The sequence below is a fragment of the Verticiella sediminum genome, from assembly GCF_007558815.1.
GTDB lineage: Bacteria > Pseudomonadota > Gammaproteobacteria > Burkholderiales > Burkholderiaceae_B > Verticiella > Verticiella sediminum.
Window position 1 is genome coordinate 1 of the sequence record NZ_VLTJ01000015.1, and the last position, 18,085, is coordinate 18,085.

Sequence of the window (18,085 nt, forward strand, 5' to 3'; positions counted from 1 at the left end):
CGCGAGCGCCGGGACGAACTGCTGGGCATGGCCCGACACAACCCGTTCGCGGTGGTGGTGCTCACCGAGATCGACTCGGCCGCCGCGGGCGGGCCCGAAACCCGGCTGGCGCGCAAGACGCGGCTGCTGCGCCTGCTGTACGAATACACCTACGGCGAAGCGGACGTGAACCGGCTGTTCACGTTCATCGACGGGGTGCTCACGCTGCCGCGGGCGCAGGCGCGCCGGTTCAACGAGACAGTGGACGCCATCGAAAAGGAGTACGACGTGGCTTACGTGACGAGTGTGGAGCGCATCGGGATCGAGAAGGGGTTGGAACAGGGGCGCGGCGAAGGCCGTCACGAAGGGTTGCGCCAGGCGCTGTCGTCCCAGCTCGAACGCCGCTTCGGCCCGCTGCCCCCAGCCGCCCGCGAGCGCGTGCAGACCGCGTCGGTCGACACTCTTCAGGCCTGGCTGCTGCGCGTGCTGGATGCGGCGAGGCTGGACGACGTGTTCGAAGCATGATCTTCATCATCGCAACGCACGGGTCGCACCTGCCCGCGTCGCAGCCCATGCCTTAGCCCGTGGTCACGGCGTAGACGAAGTGATGGTGCGCTCGAAGCGCTCGGCCACCGGCCCGACGTAGGCCAGCGCGAGCGCGGCGCCCCAGCTCGTCGTCGCGACGAAGTAGGCGAGCGCCTGCCAGCCGGTGACTGCTGGCGTCGCTGTGATCGTCACGATCACCAGCGAGATCGCGGTGCAGGCCAGCGCCAGGCTGCGACCCCAGCGCTGGAAGGTGAACAGCCCCAGGAGCATGGCGCCATAGGCGCCGATCAGCGCACCGGCCAACAGCATGAAGAGGGCGCCCTGGGCCTGGCCCAGCGAGGGCGTGGGCGCGTCGCCGCGGATCGTGCCTGCCAGGACCAGCCCGGCGTACAGCAGAGCGGCGATGACCTGGACGGCGAGCAGTAGGCGGTAGTGGTTGGGCGTCATGGTACGAGGCTGGGAGCAGACGAGTCGCGTCGCGCAATGTAGCACTGAACGGATGCGTGCCGTCCACCACGTCGTGGCGGTCCGGCGCCAGTCGGCGTCGCCAGCGCCGGCCATACGTCCACGCAGTCGTCGCGGGCGATGGCTCGCACACGATGGGGCGCAACCACTCGACGCACGAGCCCGCGGCGCGCCCGCGCTCAGGCGCCACCCAGCAGGTCGCGCGCATTGAGCAGGTCGTAGACGATGGCCGGGTTGTTCTCGAAGCAGCGCCGGATCGCCGTCGGCAGCGCCTGGCGGGTCTTGCGGCAGAGCCCGGGCATGGGGGTGATGCGGATATCCAGCCCGCGCACGGTACGCACGCCGTGCATGCTGGGCGTGACGTCGACTTCGAGGCCGAGCTGCTCGCGCATCAGGTTCTGCATCCGCTGGAAGTCGGTGTAGCTGCCGATGCGCTCGATGCGGGCGAGCAGCCGCTGCTCCTCCTCGCGGGTGAGCAGCAGAATGCGCGCGTCCGCCTGCGGGTTGCCGTGCAGGGTGTCGCGCTCACAGATACAGGCGCCCGGCGGGCATTCCTTGCGCAAGCGTACGTTGGTGGTCATGGCGGCGTCCATGATAGCGCGTGCGCTTGCGGGGCGTGCACACGCGGGTTATTACTACGCGGCGGTGCGCTCGGCGCCGACAAGAACTCACAAAGGAGACGACACATGCGGCAGAATCGGTTTCGCGATCGGGTCGAGGTCACCCTGGACGAGGCCGGCGTGGCCCAGGTCGTGCTGGATCGACCCGACAAATTGAATGCGCTGGATGGCGACATGTTCGAAGGGCTGGTCGAGGCGGGCGACTGGCTGGACCGGGCCCAGGGGCTGCGCGCCGTCGTGCTGCGCGGTGCCGGGCGCGCCTTCTGCGCCGGTCTGGACATGGCCAGCTTCGCGCGCATGCGCGAAGGGGCGGGCGACACCGCGACCCGCGACCTGCTCGCTCGCACTCATGGTCTGGCCAACCGTGCTCAGCAGGTTGCATGGCAATGGCGCACGCTGCCCGTGCCGGTCATCGCAGCAGTGCACGGCGCGGCCTTCGGCGGCGGCCTGCAGGTGGCGTTGGGCGCCGATGTGCGCTATCTCTCGCCGGATGCGCAGATGTCGGTGATGGAGATCCGCTGGGGTCTGGTGCCCGACATGGCCGGCATCGCTCTGATGCGCGAGCTGTTGCGTGCGGACGTGGCCCGCGAGCTGGTGTACAGCGGGCGCGTGCTCAAGGCCGACGAAGCCTGCGCGCTGGGCCTGGGTACGCGCGTGTGTACGGACCCGGTGCATGAAGCGCTGGCGTTCGCCGCCGATGTGGCCGCACGCAGTCCCGACGCGATCCGCGCGGCCAAGCGTCTGCTGGGCCAGGGCGCGGACGCGGACGCCGGCGAGCTGCTGATGGCGGAGTCCGTGGAGCAGCAAAAGCTGATCGGCAGTCCGAACCAGCGCGAGGCCGTGCTCGCGGGCATGGAAAAGCGCGAAGCGCGCTATATCGACGTTGACTGAACCCGGCTGAGTTTCATCGCCGTCCGGCGTGCGCATCACGCGTCGGACGCCTCGCTGTCGGCACTCCCCTGCGTCTCGGCGTCCAGCCGCTGCATGCTGTCGAGCATTTTCAGCAGGTAGTGCAGGGTGTGCGTCATGTCGTTCACGGAAAAGTCGCCCAGGATGCGTTCGTAGTACGCACGGATCTTGGGTTGCGCCTGCACTTCCCACACCTGCCGCCCGTGCTCGGTCATCGTCACCAGCCGGGAGCGTCGATCGCGCCCGTCGGGCACGATGCGCACGTTGCCGTCGCGCTCCATGCGGCCGATGAGCCCGGACAGGTTCTGCCGGCTCACCATCAGATAGCGCGCCAGTTCGCCGATGCCCATGCCATGAGCGGCCCGCGGACGCGAGAGCGCGCCCAGCACCGCCCATTGTTGCGTCGTCAACCCCTCCTGCTCGACTGCCCTCGTCCCGGTTTTATGCAACATGTTTGCGCATTGATATAGCCGGAAGAAAAGCCTGTTGGCGAGGTCAATCCGAGTTTCGCTAGGGTTTTCTCTCATGTTTCTTTCGAATTTACGGTGCAAACGCACTTGCCAAGTCGCGGTTCTTGCGCCTAGTATATGTCAACATATTTACTTAATTAGCTGCCGGCAAAGACGGACGGCAGGGTGATGGTCAAGGAGCAAGCATGGGCAGGTTCTCAGGTAGAACGGTGGTGGTCACCGGCGGGGCGGGCGGCATCGGCGGCGCAACGTGCGCACGTTTCGCGGCAGAGGGTGCCCGCGTGGCGGTATGCGATCGAGACTTGGCGGCGGCCGAGCGAATGGCAGCCAGTCTGTCGGCGCAGGGCGCCACGGCGCTGGCGGTGCACTGCGATATTACTGTGGGCGACAGTGTCGACTCCGCAGTGCACACCGTCGAGGCGTCGCTGGGGCCGATCGACGTGCTCGTGAACAATGCGGGCTGGGACGTGTTCAAGCCGTTCGTCAAGACCACGCCCGAAGATTGGGCTCGGCTCATCGCCGTCAACCTGACCGGAGCGCTGCACATGCACCGCGCGGTGCTGCCGCTGATGGCCGCACGCCAGTCGGGGCGCATTGTGAACATCGCTTCCGATGCGGCGCGCGTCGGCTCCTCCGGCGAAGCCGTCTACGCCGCCTGCAAGGGCGGACTGGTGTCCTTCTCCAAGACGATCGCGCGCGAGCACGCCAGGCACGGCATCACCGTCAACGTGGTGTGCCCGGGGCCGACCGATACCGCGCTGTTCGCCGAGTACCGCGAGGGCGCGGGCAATCCCGAAAAACTCATGCAAGCCTTCACGCGCTCCATCCCCCTGGGCCGCATCGGGCAGCCGGCCGACCTGCCGGGGACGATCCTCTACTTTGCCAGCGACGACGCGGCGTATGTCACCGGCCAGGTGCTCAGCGTGTCGGGCGGGCTGACCATGAACGGCTGAGCCGCTTCGCCAGACATCCCGGAGACGACACATGCAATTCGAAGACATCCTGTACGAAGTCCGCAACGGCGTAGCGTGGATCATCATCAACCGCCCCGACAAGATGAACGCCTTTCGCGGCCAGACCTGCGACGAGCTGATCCGCGCGCTGAACCGCGCGGGCTACGACCGCTCGGTTGGCGCCATCGTGCTCGCCGGCGCGGGCGAACGGGCTTTCTGCACGGGCGGCGATCAGTCGGCCCATGACGGCAACTACGATGGACGCGGCACCATCGGCCTGCCCATGGAGGAGCTGCACACGGCGATCCGCGATGTGCCCAAGCCGGTCATCGCGCGCGTGCAGGGCTACGCCATCGGCGGCGGCAACGTGCTGGCCACGATCTGCGATCTCACCATCTGCTCGGACAAGGCCGTGTTCGGCCAGGTCGGCCCCAAGATGGGGTCGGTCGATCCGGGCTACGGCACGGCATTCCTTGCCCGCGTGGTCGGCGAGAAGAAGGCGCGCGAGATCTGGTACCTGTGCCGGCGCTATTCCGGCCAGGAGGCGGTGGCCATGGGCCTGGCGAACGTCTGCGTGCCGCACGAGGCGTTGGACGGCGAAGTGCAGCGCTGGGCCGAGGAGCTGTGCGAGCGCAGCCCGACCGCGCTGGCCATTGCCAAGCGCAGCTTCAACATGGACACCGCGCACCAGAGCGGCATCGCCGGCATGGGCATGCTCGCCCTGAAGCTCTACTACGACACCGAGGAATCCCGCGAGGGCGTGGCCGCGCTCAAGGAAAAGCGCAAGCCGGAATTCCGCCGCTACGCGAAGTGAGCCGGCCCGCCGCCTGGCCATGCGGGCCCGATGCGGGCATGCCGCGTTGGCCGAGGGCGCCGGCGCAGACCAAGGAGACGAACGTGAATCCCTATATCGACGAAGACGTGCAGGCGCTTGCGCAGCACACGCGGCGCTACGCTCAGGAGCGGATTGCGCCGGGCTTCCTGGAGCGCGACCATACCCGCGTGCTGGATCGCGGCCTGATGCGCGAGATGGGCGGGATGGGCCTGATCGCCCCGGAGTTGCCGGAGGCGCTGGGCGGGCAGGGGACGGGGCGGGTGGCGGCGGGCGTCATCCACGAGGAGATCGCGCGGGCGGACCTGTCGATGTCCTACGTCAACCTGCTGGGCTCGCTCAATGCGCAGATCCTCTGCGCGCATGGCGCGCCCGAGGTCGTCGCGCCGTGGCTGCGCGGCATCGCCGCCGGCGAGTTGCTGTGCGCGATCGCCCTGACCGAGCCGCGCGGCGGCTCGGATGCCGGCAGCCTGCGCCTGCGCATCGAGCGCGTGGGCGAGCACTATGTGCTCAACGGCGAGAAAACGTCCATCTCGGCGGCGGACCAGGCCGATCTCGCGGTGGTCTTCGGCCGCACCGGTACGGTGGCGTCGGGCGCCCGCGGCATCACGGCACTGGCCGTGCCGCTGGACGCGCCCGGCATCACGCGCACACGGTTCGACTGCCACGGCCAGCGCGCGATCGGCCGCGGTTCGCTGTTTTTTGAGAACGTGCGCGTGCCGCTCGCCCATCGCCTGGGCGAGGAAGACCAGGGTTTCGCCCAGGTCATGCAGGGTTTCGACTTCTCCCGTGCACTGATCGGCTTGCAGGTGCTCGCTGTGGCGCGCGTGGCCCTGGAGGAGAGCTGGGCCTACGCGGCGCAACGGCAGGCGTTCGGCCGGCCGTTGTCGGCCTTCCAGGGGGTGTCGCATCCGCTCGCGGATCTGGACACGCAGGTCTGCGCGGCGCGTCTGCTGTGCCTGCAAACGCTCTGGCTGAAGGATCGTGGCGCACCGCACACGGCCGAGGCGGCCATGTGCAAGTGGTGGGCGCCCAGGCTGGCCTACGACACGGTCCACCAGTGCCTGCTCACCTTCGGACACGGCGGCTACGACCATGGCCCGATGGAGCAGCGCCTGCGCGACGTGCTGGGGTTCCAGATCGGCGACGGCACGGCGCAGATCATGAAGACCATCATCGGGCGCGATCGTGCCGGGCGCGAAGCCGTGCCCGTCTGAGCAGGCGTGCAAAGCCGCTCCGGCGCCGGTCGAATGGGCCCGGGCGCTGCAAGTCACATCGCAAACCCAACGAAGCATCACCAGACTCGCGGCCGCATCGCGGTTACGCGGGCACGCCCAGGAGGAAGACCATGGAATTCGATGCCGTGTTGCTGCCGGGCCGCCGGGCCCGTCTGCGCGAAGCCGGGCATTGGCGGGACCTGACCATCAACGATGCCCTCGATGCATGCGTGCGCCTGGCGCCGGACAAGACCGCACTGACGGCGGTGACGGCCGCGGACGGCCGCGAACAGCGCTACACCTACCGCGAGCTCGCGCGCCAGGCCGATCGCATCGCCATCGGCCTGTACCGGCTGGGCGTGCGCCGTAACGACGTCGTCGCCTGCCAACTGCCCAACGTCTGGCAGTTCACGCTCACCTACCTTGCCTGCGCGCGCATCGGCGCCGTCATGAACCCGCTGATGCACATCTTCCGCGAGCGTGAGCTGCGCTTCATGCTGTCGCATGCCCAAGCCAAGGTAGCGATCGTGCCCGCGGTGTTCCGCGGCTTCGATCACGCGGCCATGCTGCAGGCGCTGCAGCCCGAGCTGCCTGCGCTGGAGCAGGTGGTGGTGGTCGGGGCGAGGCAAGGCGAGGGCGCCGCGGCCAACAGCTTCGAAGCCCTGCTGAGCGAACCCGCCTGGGAAGATGACCCGCAGGCCGAACGCATCCTGCGCGAATTCCGTCCGGGGCCCGACGATGTGACGCAGCTTATCTATACATCCGGCACCACCGGCGAGCCCAAGGGAGTGATGCACTCGTCGAACACGCTGTTCGCCAACATCATGCCGTATGCCGAGCGCCTGCGGCTGGGCAGCGACGACGTGATCCTGATGGCCTCGCCGATGGCGCACCAGACGGGCTTCATGTATGGCCTGATGATGCCGGTCATCCTGGGCGCGAGCGCCGTGCTGCAGGATACCTGGGAGCCGTCGCTCGCCGTGTCCTTGATCCGCAGGCACGGCGTGACGTTCACCATGGCGTCCACCCCGTTTCTCACCGACCTCACGCGCGCCGTCGAGCAGGGCGGCACGCCGGTGCCGACGTTGCGCACTTTCCTGTGCGCCGGCGCGCCGATCCCTGGCCCGCTGGTCGAGCAGGCGCGCAAGGTGCTCGGCAGCAAGATCATCTCGGCCTGGGGCATGACCGAGAACGGCGCAGTCACGTTGATCGATCCGGACGACGATGACGTGCGCGCCTTCACCACCGACGGCAAGCCGCTGCCCGGGGTCGAGCTGCGCATCGTCGACGGGGAAGGGCGCGAGCAGCCGGTGGGCGAGAACGGCCGGCTCCTGGTGCGCGGTTGCTCGAACTTCGGCGGCTACCTGAAGCGTGCGCATTTGAACGGCACCGACGCGGACGACTGGTTCGATACCGGCGATCTCGCGCGGCGCGACGAAGCGGGCTACATCCGCATCAGCGGGCGCAGCAAGGACGTCATCATCCGCGGCGGCGAGAACATCCCGGTCTTCGAGGTGGAGACCTTGTTGTATCGACATCCGGCGATCGCGCAGGTGGCGGTGGTGGCCTATCCGGATGCACGCCTGGGCGAACGTGCCTGCGCGGTGGTGGTGACCAAGCCCGGCGCCAGCCTGAGTTTCGAGGAGATGGCCGCCTTCCTGAAGGAGCAGAAGGTCGCCCTGCAATACGTACCGGAGAAGCTGCTCGTGCTCGACAGTCTGCCCGCGACGCCCAGCGGAAAGATCCAGAAGTTCCGCCTGCGCGAGATGCTGGAACAGGCGGCGGCCGGCTCCCGGGCGGCGTGAGACGCGGCGGCCCCACCTGACCCGGGAGCGCGCCGAGACGATATCCCTGCACGCCATCGGGCCGCACGCAAGGCGCGGCCAGGCAAGCAGCAGGCAGTTTGCAGGATGCAGCACCCCCATACAACACATACCCGGAGACAATCCATGCAAACCTTCATTCGCGCGCACGCCGTGCGCTGGTTGTCCACCGCACTGCTCGGCGCGGCCTTCGCGGCGGGCACGGCAGGCGCGACCCCCTGGCCCGAGCGCCAGGTTCGCGTTGTCGTGGGCTTCGCCCCCGGGGGCACCACCGACGTCATGGCGCGCCTGGTGGCGCAGGCCCTCGGCGACCAGCTCGGCCAGCAGTTCGTGGTCGAGAACAAGCCAGGCGCCAGCGGCAACATCGCGGCGCACGAGGTCGTGCGCGCCAATGCGGACGGCTACACCCTCCTGGTCGCGCCCACTTCCGTGGAAACGGCCAACCCGTCGCTGTTCAAGGCGAGTTTCCATCCGGCCCAGGATCTGGCGCCGGTGGCCAGCGTCGGACGTACGCAGATGTACCTGGTCGCCCGTCCGGACCTGCCGGTCGCCGACGCCGCCGAACTGGTCGCGCTCGCCAAGGCCCGGCCCGATACCTTGTCGTACTCGTCCTCAGGAACCGGCACGCCGCCCCATCTGGCGGCCGAACTCTTCAAGCAGCAGGCCGGCATCCAGGCGACCCACGTCCCGTATGGCGGGGCAGCGCCCGCGCTGCGCGACGTCATGGCGAGCCAGGCCGATTATGTGTTCGACCCGGGCATTGCGTTCCCGCACATCCGTACCGGCAAGGTGAAGCTGCTCGGCGTGGCGAGCGACAGCCGTTCGCCATTCTTCCCGGACGTGCCCACGCTTGCCGAACAGGGCATTGCCGGCGCCGGTCTGGACATCTGGTTCGGCGTCTGGGCGCCGCGCGACACGCCGGCCGAGGTCAAGACCGCGCTCGCCGCGGCCGTGGCCAAGGCGGCTGCGGACCCGGCTTTCGGCAAGCGCTTCAACGACCTGGGCGCCGAGCCGGTGGCGCTGGATACGGCCGCGTTCGCCAAGCTGCTGGCCGAGGAGGGCGAACTCATTTCGGGCCTCGTCAAGAGCCGGGACATCCGGGTGGAGTAGAACGACGGGCCTCGGCGCCGCGCCCGACTCAGGGGCGCGCCTGTGCCTGTGCCTGCGGCTGGACGCAGGGCGCGCCTACCTCGTCGGCACCGAGGGTATTGCGCACCCACACCAGCTCGGCGGCAATGGCCACCGCGATCTCGGCCGGCGTGCGGCTGGCGATCGGCAGGCCCACCGGGCCGCGCAGGCGCGCGATGTCCTCCTCGGTGAGGTCGAACATTGCCAGCCGCTCGCGGCGCTTGGCCTGGTTCGCCCGCGAGCCGAGCGCGCCGACATAGAACGCGCGCGACTTCAGCGCTTCGAGCAGCGCCATGTCGTCGAGCTTCGGATCGTGGGTGACCGCGACGATGGCCGTACGCTCGTCGGTACCGATGTCCAGCACGGTGTCGTCGGGCATTCCCGTCGTCAGCGTGGCGTGAGGCGCATTCCAGGTTGCCGTGACTTCTTCGCGCGGGTCGCAGACGATCACGTGGAAATCGAGCGTGACCGCGATGTCCGCGAGCACGCGCGCCGTCTGGTTGGCGCCGATGATGAGCAGGCGCCAGCGCGGCCCGTAGACGGCGCGAAAGACGCGGCCGTCGAAATCCGAGCCGTCGGTGGGCGAGGCAGCGCGCACGCTGGCCTCGCCCGTCTGCAGATCCAGGGTACGCATCACGATGCGATGCTGGCGGATCTCGCCGAGCACGGTGTCGAGCCAGGCGGTGTCGCGCAAAGGCTCGGCGATCAGGCGCAGCGTGCCGCCACAGGGCAGGCCGAAGCGCGCGGCCTCGTCGCGCGACACCCCGTAGGTGATGCGTTCGGCCTGTGCGGCCAGCCGGCCCTCGCGCGCGCGCTCGATCAGGTCGTCCTCCACGCAGCCGCCGGAGACCGAGCCGACCAGACGCCCGTCGGCGCGCAGGGCGAGCATGGCGCCGGCCTGGCGCGGCGCCGAACCCCAGGTCTGGACCACGGTGACGAGATGGACGCCATGACCTTGTGCGACCCAGTCGCGGGCCTGGTCGAGGACTTCGAGATCGAGAGCGTTCATGCGGATTCTTCGGTTCGGAAACGTCTGGATAGCACTTTGCGCAAAGTATACTTTGGCGACACTATACTCAAGCTCATGAGTTTCATCTATCCGGTACTCGCGACGTCCGAATGGCGGCGGGCCAGGGCCGTCGGTCTGCTGCTTGCGGCAGGCCGTGGCAAGCGCTATGCCCGCCTGTCCGGCGGCGCCGACAAGCTGCTTGCCTGCCTGCCCGACGGGCGCACGCTCGCCGAAGCGGCGGCGGGCCACCTGCTCGAAGCTGTGCCCCACGTGCTTGCGGTCGTGCAGCCTGGACAGTCCGTCCGCGCCGCCCGGCTGCAGGCCGCCGGTTGTGTCGTCATCGAGGCGCCGGACGCCGAACGGGGCATGGGCGCATCCCTGGCCGCGGGTGCGCGCTGCCTGCTGCAGCATGGTGTCGGCGCCGGGGCCGACGGCGCGCCGGCCTTGCTGGTCGCGCTGGCCGACATGCCGTGGCTGCGGCCATCCACCATCTGCGCCTTGCTGGCGTGCCGGCCCGCGGCAGCGATCGCCGTGCCCAGATACGGGCAGCGCCGCGGGCATCCGGTGCGCTTCGCGCGCGATCTGTGGAGCGAGCTTGCCGGCCTGGACGCAGACACCGGCGCGCGCGAGTTGTTCGCGCGCCATGACGTGGCCTTCTTGGACACGGCCGACGCCGGGGTGCTGCGCGACGTGGACGTGCCCCAGGCGCTGCGCGATCCCGTGTAGCGTCGTCCGGTTTCTTCGATGGTGCGGCTGCGCGGTGCCGGGAGCGGCCGCGACGGTCCGGAACTGCCCTCGCATCTCGGGAAAGCCAGCTTTGGACGTCGAACACGCGGCGCGGCGCGCCCGTGCCTTGGCCCCTCAGCCGGACAGGCGGGGCAGTGCGAGCCGGAACCAGGTGCTGTGGGCCGTTGCGCTCAGAGCGACGTCTTCTCCCGGCGCGACTTCCATGGCGCTCCAGCGCGCCCAGCCGTCGCCTGCGGCCGTCCGGCCTTGGCCGTCGAGGGCGAACAGCAGCACCGGCCTGTCCTGCGCCGGGGCACGCCACGTAGCGCCCTCGGGCAGCGCGAGCATGGCCAGGTCGATGCCGCTTTCGGTGAAACTCGCCAGGCGGCGCTCGCATACGCCGGATTGGCCGGCAAGCTCGCGCCAGGCGTAGGCCGCGGGGTGGATGAAGACCGGAGCACCGTAGCGCGGCGGCGGGTAGACGAGCGGTTTGCCGTTGACGTGGCTCCAGATGGCCTCGTAGCCGTCGCGGTTGCGCGGCTTGGCGGACTCGTCGTCGTGCCGGTACACGCCGCCTTCGAAGCGGCCGCTTTGCGCAAGCTCGCGCGCGCCTTGCGACATCTGCGCCATGCTCATGTAGCCCGAGCCGGAGGCACCGCCGAACTGGACGACCATGGTCAAGGCCGTCTGGCCGACTTCGGCCTGGTTCTGCGGGCCGTAGTAGCAGCCTTCCGGGAAGTACGCCAGGTCGCCCGCGTCGATGTTCAAACGCGGGCCGATGTTGGTCGGCGCTTCGAGCGCAACGCGCACCTGGTCGAAATTGTGGCGATGCCGCGGTGACAGGAAGTCGGCCTCGACGCGCCCGATGACCACGCCGTAGTTGTTCGGATCGCCTTGCGTGCCGGTCAGCAGTTCCTTGAATTCGATTCTCCCCTGACGTGGGTTGTCGATGAAACGCCAGGGCACATCGTCGTAGTTCGCAAGCTTCACGCTCGTCTCCCCGTAGGTTGGGACGAGTGCAGTCTAAATCGTCCTACGATTTTTCGTCAACGTACGGTGCTGCCGCCTGCAGCAGGAAGGCGGTGTGGCGAATGTGCGCACGCATCAGGAGCTCCGCGGAGGCGGCGTCGCCCGAGAGCACGGCGGCGGTGATCGCGCGATGATCGCTGTTCGAGCTGGGAAAGCTCTCGCGCCGCAGGTCGGCCGCCATGGCGATGCGAAAGAACGCGGTGGATAGGTGATCGACCTGGGCGCTCAGGCCCGGCGAGCCGGCCACCGCGAGCAAGGCTTCGTGGTAGCGGGCGTTGGCCTGCAGGTAGGCCTGCGCCGGCCGCCCGGCCGCCAGTGCGGCGTCGAGCGCGTCTTGCGCGTGAGCCACGGCCTGCGCGTCGATGCCGCGCGCTACGCGCAGGGCCGCCTTGCGCGCCACCAGGCCCTCGAGCACTTCGCGCATGTCGAGCAGGTCGGCGACTTCCTGCGCCGACAGCGAGCGCACGGTCGCGCCGCGAAAGCGGTGCAGTTCGAGCAGGCCCTCGGCCGCCAGGCGCGCCAGCGCCTCGCGCACCGTGCCCCGGCTCACGCCCAGGTTGCGCTGCAGCTCGGCCTCGACGACGCGGGCGCCCGGGGCGTAGCGGCCACGGCGCACGTCCTCGCGCACGACGGTCATGACGTGTTCGAGGGCGGATGAGCGCGCCAGCCGGGCGTGCGCCGGCTCGGGCGGGGTTGGCGGGCTGAGCTGCTTTGACATTGTCCTACGATCCTCTGACAATACCCAATAACGTCCTACGATAAATCAGGAGACAACCATGGCGATGCACACACGGTGCATGCGGTCTTTCGTGCTGGGCCTGCTCGTGGCGGCCGCGCTGCCAGCGCTGTCGAGCGCAGCGGCGGAGCATTATCCCGCACGCCCGATCACGCTGGTGAGCCCGGCCCCGCCCGGCGGCGGCACCGACGCCATCGGGCGCGCCATGGCGGACGCCATGTCGCGCAGCGCCGGCGTGCCGGTGGTGGTCGAGAACCGGCCGGGCGCGTATTCCCAGATCGCCACGGCCATGGTCGCGAAGGCGCCGGCGGATGGCTACACGCTGCTGCTGGTGGCGAGCGGGCACACGGTGAACCCGGCGGTCTTTCGGGAGCTGCCCTACGATACGCAGGCGGATTTCAGCGCGGTGGCGCAGATCGCCACCGCGCCGGCCGTGCTGGTGGCCAATCCCGGGCTGGGCGTGAGCACCGTGGCCGAGCTGCGAGCCTACGCGCGGCAGCATCCGGAGCGCGCCACGTTCGCGTCGTCCGAAGCCTCGATCCAGCTCATGACCAGCGAACTCGGTGCGCAATTGCCCGCGCCCCCGACCATCGTCTACTACAAGGGCACGGGCCCCTCGATCAACGATGTGCTTGGCGGTCACGTCGGCTTTGCCGTCACCAGCATCGCCTCCGTGCTGCCCCATCTGCAGGCGGGCCGCCTGGTGCCCATCGCGGTGACGGGCAAGCGGCGCGCCGAGGCCTTGCCGGACGTGCCGACATTTCAGGAGCAGGGCTTGAGCGGCCTGGAAAGCACGGTGTGGCAGGGCATTCTGGTGCCCGCGGGTACGCCGGCCGAGGTCATCGACTTCCTGAACGCTCGCGTCAACGAGGCGCTGCAGGACCCGGCGGTGGGCGCGCGTCTTCGCACGTCGGCCTATGAGCCTGTCGGTGGCGATCCCGCCGTGTTCTCGGCCTTTCTCGCGCAGGACATGGAGCGCCAGGCCGCGCTCGTGCGCAGCGCGGGCATGGTCCCGCAATAGGATCGCCGCCGCGGCGAGCCCCAGCGGGCCGTCGGCACAGCCGGCCGGGCGGCGGGCGTCTCGACGGGTTCTCAGGGGCGCTCAGGCTCCGGCCGCGCGCGCCGCGGATTCGCGCTCGCTCTGCCGCGCCCGCTGCAGGATGAACTCGATCAGCGTGGCCGCGGCCTTGGTGTGATGCAGGTTCGGCATGTACAGCATGTACATGTGATTGCCGAAGATGCTCAGGCGCCATTCGTCGAAGATGGTCACCACGTCGCCGCGGCGCACGTCTTCGCGGGTCACGTAGTCGGGCACGATACCCACGCCCAGGCCGGCCAGGATGCTGCTGCGCAGGAAGATGAAGTTCTCCGAGACGACCGTAGGCTCGAGCAGGACTTCGTGCCGCTCGGTGCCGATGTAGCCCGCCACGCGCAGGCGGCGGCCGATCACGGCGGAGGTGATGAGCGGCAGGCTGCGCAGCTCCTTGAGTTCGCTGGGCGTGCCGTGTTCGCGCACGTAGCCCGCCGAGGCGCAGGCGACGTAGCGCACCGGCCCCATGTCTCGCGCGACGAGGTTGGGCGGCGGCTCCGACATGACGCGCACGGCGATGTCGACTTCGCCTTGCAGCAGATCGGCGACCCGGTTCTCGAATACGACGTCGAGCACGATGCCCGGATACAGGCGCTTGAACTCCAGCAGCCAGGCGGTCATCACGTACTGGCCATAGCCGGTCGGTACGCTCAGGCGCACACGCCCCTGCAGCGTCTGGCCCAGGGTGGTGACCGACTCGCTGGCCGCGAGCAGTTCGTTGCGGATCGCCACGCCGTGTTGGTAGAGCTGCTGGCCGATCTCCGTCGGCTCGATGCGCCGCGTGGTGCGCCGCAAGAGCTGCTGGCCGATGTCGCGCTCGAACTGGTTGAGGCGGTAGCTGACGTTGGCGCGGGTCATCTTCAGCCGGCGGGCGGCTTCGCTCAGGTTGCCGGCATCGACAATTTCGACGAACAGAGTGAGCGCGTTGGGGTCCATGCCGGATTGTCAAATTTACTTTGACGGTTTGTCAATCTTCCCTGCCATTGTCAACTTCTGGGCAGCGGATGACAATGTTCGGCTTAGCTTACCCTGCCTGCGTGCCGGTGGCGCGGGCATGCCTCGGGAGTTTGTACAACATGAACCAGTCGGACAACGCGAGCGTGGTGCGTCGCGAACTGCACGGTCGCGTCCTGCTCGTGACCATCGACCATCCGCCGGTGAACGCGCTGAGCGCGGACGTGCGCGCGGGCCTGGCAGCCGCCATGGACGCGGCTGCCGGCGACGATCAGGTGGGCGCCGTCGTAATCGTGGGCCACGGCAAGAACTTCATTGCCGGCGCCGACATCCGCGAATTCGGCAAACCGCCGCGCGAGCCGTTCCTGCCGGAAGTCTGCCGCCGCATCGAAAGCAGCGTCAAGCCGGTGGTCGCGGCCATTGCCGGCGCTGCGCTCGGCGGGGGCCTGGAGATCGCGCTGTCCGCGCACTATCGTATCGCCCTGAAGGGCGCCAAGCTGGGCCTGCCGGAGGTCGCGCTCGGCCTGTTGCCGGGCTCCGGCGGCACGCAGCGTCTGCCGCGCCTGGTCGGCGCGAAGCTCGCCCTGGACCTGATGCTGAGCGGACGCCACATGGGCGTGGACGCCGCGCTCGACGCCGGTCTGATCGACCGCGTGGGCGACAGCGCCGATGCGTCCGCCGCGGGCCTGGCCTATGCCAACGAACTGCTGGCGTCCGGCGCGCCCGTGCGGCCCACGCGCGATGCGCAGGGCCTGGCTGACCGGGCGGCGGCCCAGGGTGCGATCGACGAGGCTCGCAAGACGGCGGCCAAGGCCCGCGGGCTGCTCTCGCTCGGTCGGATCGTCGATGCGGCGCAGGCGGCCCTGGATCTGCCCTTCGAGCAGGGCATGGCCAGGGAGCGCGAACTCTTCCTGGAGTGCCTGGCGAGCCCGCAGCGCGCGGGGCTGGTGCACGCCTTCTTCGCCGAGCGCGAGTCGGCCAAGGTGCCCGAAGCCCGCGTAGCCCAGCCGCGTCCGTTCGCGAGCATCGCGGTGATCGGCGGGGGCACCATGGGCGCGGGCATCGCCGTGGCCGTGCTCGACGCCGGCCTGCCGGTGATCATGATCGAGCGTGACGACGAGTCGATCGCGCGCGGCCGCCAGAACGTCGAGAAGGTCTACGACGGGCTGATCAAGAAGGGCCGCCTGACGCCCGAGCGCAAGGCCGAGATCTTGGCGCGCTACACGGGCAGCACCCGCTACGATGACATCCGCGACGTGGACCTCGTGATCGAGGCCGTGTTCGAGGAGATGGGTGTGAAAAAGGGCGTGTTCGCCGAGCTGGACCGGGTCTGCAAGCCCGGCGCGGTGATCGCCACCAACACCTCCTATCTGGACATCGACGAGATCGCCAACAGCATCACCCGGCCGCAGGACGTCATCGGCCTGCACTTCTTCTCGCCGGCCAACATCATGAAGCTGCTCGAGATCGTGGTGCCCGCCAAGGTGGCGCCGGACGTGGTGGCCACGGCCTTCGCGCTGGCGGGCAAGCTGCGCAAGGTGCCGGTGCGCGCCAAGGTGTGCGATGGCTTCATCGGCAACCGCATCCTCGCCGTGTATCGCCAGTCGGCCGACTACATGATGGAAGACGGCGCCTCGCCCTACCAGATCGACAAGGCCCTGCGCGACTTCGGTTTCGCCATGGGCCCGTTCCAGGTGTCCGACCTGGCCGGCGGCGACATCGGCTGGGCCACGCGCAAGCGACGCGCCGCCACGCGCGACCCCAACGCGCGCTACGTGCAGATCGCCGACCGCATCTGCGAGCGCGGCTGGTTCGGTCAGAAGACCGGGCGCGGCTATTACCTTTACCCCGAGGGCTCGCGCACCGGCCAGCCCGATCCCGAGGTCCAGGCCATCATCGACGCGGAACGCAAGCGCGCGGGCGTCACGCCGCGCAGCTTCACCGACGAGGAGATCGTGCGCCGCTACATGGCGGCCATGATCAACGAGGGCGCCAACGTGGTGAACGAGGGCATTGCCCTGCGTCCGCTCGACGTCGACGTCACCTTCGTGCACGGCTACGGCTTTCCGCGCTGGCGCGGCGGCCCCATGAAGTACGCCGACAGCGTCGGCCTGGACAAAGTGCTCGCCGACATCCGCGAGTTCGCCAAGGAAGATGCGCTGTTCTGGAAGCCCTCGCCACTGCTCGAGAAGCTCGTGGCCGAGGGCAAGGACTTCGACAGCCTGAATCGCGCGCAGTAGCGGCGCAGCGGCCGCGTGCCGTGCGCGCGGCGACGCCGAGGGCGCGGGCGCCGCGGGTGGCGTCCCCGCCCATTGTGGCCATCAGCACCGCCCTGGGCGGCGCGCATTTGCCGGCGTCGGCTTTAGCCGCGCTGGAACACGATCCACAGGAATTCACATGGACCTGAACTTTACCCCCGAGGAAGAGGCCTTCCGCAGCGAAGTGCAGCAGTTCCTCAAGGAAAAACTGCCCGCACGCCTGTCCGACAAGGTCAAGAGCGGCCTGCGCCTGACGCGCGAGGACATGGTGCAGTGGCACGCGATCCTGAACGAGCGCGGCTGGCTGGCCAACCATTGGCCCAAGGAAAACGGCGGCCCGGGCTGGAGCGCGGTCGAGAAGTTCATCTTCGAGACCGAGTGCGCGCTGGCCGGCACGCCGCGCATCGTGCCCTTCGGCGTGAACATGCTCGGCCCGGTCCTCATCAAGTACGGCAGCCAGGAGCAGAAGCAGTACTGGCTGCCGCGCATCCTCAACGGCGACGACTGGTGGTGCCAGGGCTATTCCGAACCCGGCGCGGGCTCGGACCTGGCCTCGCTCAAGACGACGGCGGTGCGCGACGGCGATCACTACATCGTCAATGGCCAGAAGACCTGGACCACGCTGGGCCACTACGCCAACATGATCTTCTGCCTGGTGCGCACCAACAAGGACGTCGCCAAGCAGCGCGGCATCAGCTTCCTGCTGATCGACATGAACACGCCGGGCGTCGAAGTGCGTCCGATCATCACCCTCGACGGCGAGCACGAGGTCAACGAAGTCTTCTTCACCGACGTCAAGGTGCCGGTGGCCAACCTGGTCGGCGAAGAGGACAAGGGCTGGACCTACGCCAAGTACCTGCTCACCTACGAGCGCACCAACATCGCTGGCGTGGGCTTCTCCATGGCCGCGCTCGAGCGCGTCAAGCGCACGGCCGCCAAGGTCAAGCGCAACGGCAAGCCGCTCAGCGAGGACCCGGCCTTCGCCGCCCGCCTGGCGCGTGTCGAGATCGATCTCGAGAACATGAAGACCACCAACCTGCGCGTGATCGCGGCGGTGGCCGGCGGCGGCGTGCCCGGCGCCGAGAGCTCGATGCTCAAGATCCGCGGCACCGAGATCCGCCAGGAGCTCACCGCCCTCATGCGCAAGGCGATGGGCCAGTACGCGCAGCCCTTCGTCGAGGAGGCACTGCACGAAGGCTACGAGAGCGAACCGATCGGCCCGCAGGAGGCGGCAACCGCTGCCGCCTCCTACTTCAACAACCGCAAGCTGTCGATCTTCGGCGGCTCGAACGAGATCCAGAAGAACATCATCTCCAAGATGATCCTGGGCCTGTGAGGATT

At 68.9% G+C, this 18,085-nt stretch carries 18 protein-coding genes; 11 read left to right on the forward strand and 7 right to left on the reverse strand.

Annotated elements, in window-relative coordinates; all coding sequences use genetic code 11:
• A partial coding sequence (locus FOZ76_RS08840) for a DUF4351 domain-containing protein (RefSeq protein ID WP_143947786.1) occupies positions 1–504 on the forward strand: 504 nt, incomplete at its 5' end.
• Positions 505–567: 63 nt separating this feature from the next.
• Here the strand turns inward: FOZ76_RS08840 and FOZ76_RS08845 are convergent.
• Entirely contained in the window at positions 568–972 is a 405-nt protein-coding gene (locus tag FOZ76_RS08845) for a hypothetical protein (RefSeq protein WP_143947787.1), read from the reverse strand.
• A 197-nt stretch (positions 973–1,169) separates the two neighbouring features.
• Complete coding sequence (locus FOZ76_RS08850) at positions 1,170–1,571, reverse strand: hypothetical protein (RefSeq protein WP_211366149.1); 402 nt, start codon at positions 1,569–1,571, stop codon at positions 1,170–1,172.
• A gap of 105 nt (positions 1,572–1,676) precedes the next feature.
• Between FOZ76_RS08850 and FOZ76_RS08855 the strand changes: the two genes are divergently transcribed.
• Positions 1,677–2,501 carry a crotonase/enoyl-CoA hydratase family protein gene (locus FOZ76_RS08855; RefSeq protein WP_143947789.1) on the forward strand — a complete coding sequence of 275 codons (825 nt, stop codon included), beginning with the start codon at positions 1,677–1,679 and terminating at the stop codon, positions 2,499–2,501.
• A 35-nt stretch (positions 2,502–2,536) separates the two neighbouring features.
• On the opposite strand, the gene FOZ76_RS08860 is transcribed toward FOZ76_RS08855, so the two are convergent.
• Complete coding sequence (locus tag FOZ76_RS08860; RefSeq protein ID WP_143947828.1) at positions 2,537–3,046, reverse strand: MarR family winged helix-turn-helix transcriptional regulator; 510 nt, start codon at positions 3,044–3,046, stop codon at positions 2,537–2,539.
• 128 nt (positions 3,047–3,174) lie between these two features.
• On the opposite strand from FOZ76_RS08860, the gene FOZ76_RS08865 reads away from it, so the two are divergent.
• From FOZ76_RS08865 to FOZ76_RS08885, 5 genes are all read left to right on the forward strand, one after another.
• Positions 3,175–3,942, forward strand: coding sequence for a glucose 1-dehydrogenase (locus FOZ76_RS08865; protein ID WP_143947790.1), 768 nt, complete (start codon positions 3,175–3,177; stop codon positions 3,940–3,942).
• Positions 3,943–3,973: 31 nt separating this feature from the next.
• On the forward strand, positions 3,974–4,756 hold the full coding sequence (gene badI, locus FOZ76_RS08870) for a 2-ketocyclohexanecarboxyl-CoA hydrolase (RefSeq protein WP_143947791.1): 783 nt from the start codon (positions 3,974–3,976) through the stop codon (positions 4,754–4,756).
• Positions 4,757–4,839: 83 nt separating this feature from the next.
• Positions 4,840–5,991, forward strand: coding sequence for a cyclohexanecarboxyl-CoA dehydrogenase (gene aliB / locus FOZ76_RS08875; RefSeq protein WP_143947792.1), 1,152 nt, complete (start codon positions 4,840–4,842; stop codon positions 5,989–5,991).
• 131 nt (positions 5,992–6,122) lie between these two features.
• The gene (aliA, locus tag FOZ76_RS08880; protein WP_143947793.1) at positions 6,123–7,796 is read left to right on the forward strand and encodes a cyclohexanecarboxylate-CoA ligase; all 1,674 of its coding nucleotides are present in this window, start codon (positions 6,123–6,125) and stop codon (positions 7,794–7,796) included.
• Between the two features lie 144 nt (positions 7,797–7,940).
• The gene (locus FOZ76_RS08885) at positions 7,941–8,924 is read left to right on the forward strand and encodes a Bug family tripartite tricarboxylate transporter substrate binding protein (RefSeq protein ID WP_143947794.1); all 984 of its coding nucleotides are present in this window, start codon (positions 7,941–7,943) and stop codon (positions 8,922–8,924) included.
• Positions 8,925–8,952: 28 nt separating this feature from the next.
• Here FOZ76_RS08885 and FOZ76_RS08890 read toward each other — a convergent pair whose 3' ends face one another.
• On the reverse strand, positions 8,953–9,951 hold the full coding sequence (locus FOZ76_RS08890) for an XdhC family protein (RefSeq protein WP_143947795.1): 999 nt from the start codon (positions 9,949–9,951) through the stop codon (positions 8,953–8,955).
• A gap of 75 nt (positions 9,952–10,026) precedes the next feature.
• Between FOZ76_RS08890 and FOZ76_RS08895 the strand changes: the two genes are divergently transcribed.
• On the forward strand, positions 10,027–10,677 hold the full coding sequence (locus FOZ76_RS08895; protein WP_143947796.1) for a nucleotidyltransferase family protein: 651 nt from the start codon (positions 10,027–10,029) through the stop codon (positions 10,675–10,677).
• 135 nt (positions 10,678–10,812) lie between these two features.
• On the opposite strand, the gene FOZ76_RS08900 is transcribed toward FOZ76_RS08895, so the two are convergent.
• Positions 10,813–11,667 carry a hypothetical protein gene (locus FOZ76_RS08900; protein WP_143947797.1) on the reverse strand — a complete coding sequence of 285 codons (855 nt, stop codon included), beginning with the start codon at positions 11,665–11,667 and terminating at the stop codon, positions 10,813–10,815.
• Positions 11,668–11,710: 43 nt separating this feature from the next.
• Positions 11,711–12,424, reverse strand: a complete 714-nt coding sequence (locus FOZ76_RS08905) for a GntR family transcriptional regulator (RefSeq protein ID WP_143947798.1) — start codon at positions 12,422–12,424, stop codon at positions 11,711–11,713.
• Positions 12,425–12,482: 58 nt separating this feature from the next.
• Between FOZ76_RS08905 and FOZ76_RS08910 the strand changes: the two genes are divergently transcribed.
• Positions 12,483–13,463, forward strand: a complete 981-nt coding sequence (locus FOZ76_RS08910; RefSeq protein ID WP_143947799.1) for a tripartite tricarboxylate transporter substrate binding protein — start codon at positions 12,483–12,485, stop codon at positions 13,461–13,463.
• An 81-nt stretch (positions 13,464–13,544) separates the two neighbouring features.
• Here FOZ76_RS08910 and FOZ76_RS08915 read toward each other — a convergent pair whose 3' ends face one another.
• Positions 13,545–14,468, reverse strand: coding sequence for a LysR family transcriptional regulator (locus FOZ76_RS08915; protein ID WP_143947800.1), 924 nt, complete (start codon positions 14,466–14,468; stop codon positions 13,545–13,547).
• 140 nt (positions 14,469–14,608) lie between these two features.
• Between FOZ76_RS08915 and FOZ76_RS08920 the strand changes: the two genes are divergently transcribed.
• A complete protein-coding gene (locus tag FOZ76_RS08920; protein WP_143947801.1) occupies positions 14,609–16,726 on the forward strand; it encodes a 3-hydroxyacyl-CoA dehydrogenase NAD-binding domain-containing protein in 2,118 nt (705 codons plus the stop codon).
• A 157-nt stretch (positions 16,727–16,883) separates the two neighbouring features.
• Positions 16,884–18,080 carry an acyl-CoA dehydrogenase family protein gene (locus FOZ76_RS08925; RefSeq protein WP_143947802.1) on the forward strand — a complete coding sequence of 399 codons (1,197 nt, stop codon included), beginning with the start codon at positions 16,884–16,886 and terminating at the stop codon, positions 18,078–18,080.
• The last annotated feature ends 5 nt before the right edge of the window (positions 18,081–18,085 follow it).

Excerpts from the sequence above, each read along its gene's own strand:
- FOZ76_RS08885 (WP_143947794.1), top strand. The coding sequence starts at position 7,941 with ATGCAAACCTTCATTCGCGCGCACGCCGTGCGCTGGTTGTCCACCGCA.
- FOZ76_RS08915 (WP_143947800.1), bottom strand. The coding sequence starts at position 14,468 with ATGGACCCCAACGCGCTCACTCTGTTCGTCGAAATTGTCGATGCCGGC.
- FOZ76_RS08920 (WP_143947801.1), top strand. The coding sequence starts at position 14,609 with ATGAACCAGTCGGACAACGCGAGCGTGGTGCGTCGCGAACTGCACGGT.
- badI (WP_143947791.1), top strand. The coding sequence starts at position 3,974 with ATGCAATTCGAAGACATCCTGTACGAAGTCCGCAACGGCGTAGCGTGG.
- FOZ76_RS08905 (WP_143947798.1), bottom strand. The coding sequence starts at position 12,424 with ATGTCAAAGCAGCTCAGCCCGCCAACCCCGCCCGAGCCGGCGCACGCC.
- FOZ76_RS08845 (WP_143947787.1), bottom strand. The coding sequence starts at position 972 with ATGACGCCCAACCACTACCGCCTACTGCTCGCCGTCCAGGTCATCGCC.
- FOZ76_RS08865 (WP_143947790.1), top strand. The coding sequence starts at position 3,175 with ATGGGCAGGTTCTCAGGTAGAACGGTGGTGGTCACCGGCGGGGCGGGC.
- FOZ76_RS08860 (WP_143947828.1), bottom strand. The coding sequence starts at position 3,046 with ATGAGAGAAAACCCTAGCGAAACTCGGATTGACCTCGCCAACAGGCTT.
- FOZ76_RS08855 (WP_143947789.1), top strand. The coding sequence starts at position 1,677 with ATGCGGCAGAATCGGTTTCGCGATCGGGTCGAGGTCACCCTGGACGAG.
- FOZ76_RS08895 (WP_143947796.1), top strand. The coding sequence starts at position 10,027 with ATGAGTTTCATCTATCCGGTACTCGCGACGTCCGAATGGCGGCGGGCC.
- aliA (WP_143947793.1), top strand. The coding sequence starts at position 6,123 with ATGGAATTCGATGCCGTGTTGCTGCCGGGCCGCCGGGCCCGTCTGCGC.
- FOZ76_RS08850 (WP_211366149.1), bottom strand. The coding sequence starts at position 1,571 with ATGACCACCAACGTACGCTTGCGCAAGGAATGCCCGCCGGGCGCCTGT.
- FOZ76_RS08910 (WP_143947799.1), top strand. The coding sequence starts at position 12,483 with ATGGCGATGCACACACGGTGCATGCGGTCTTTCGTGCTGGGCCTGCTC.
- FOZ76_RS08890 (WP_143947795.1), bottom strand. The coding sequence starts at position 9,951 with ATGAACGCTCTCGATCTCGAAGTCCTCGACCAGGCCCGCGACTGGGTC.
- FOZ76_RS08925 (WP_143947802.1), top strand. The coding sequence starts at position 16,884 with ATGGACCTGAACTTTACCCCCGAGGAAGAGGCCTTCCGCAGCGAAGTG.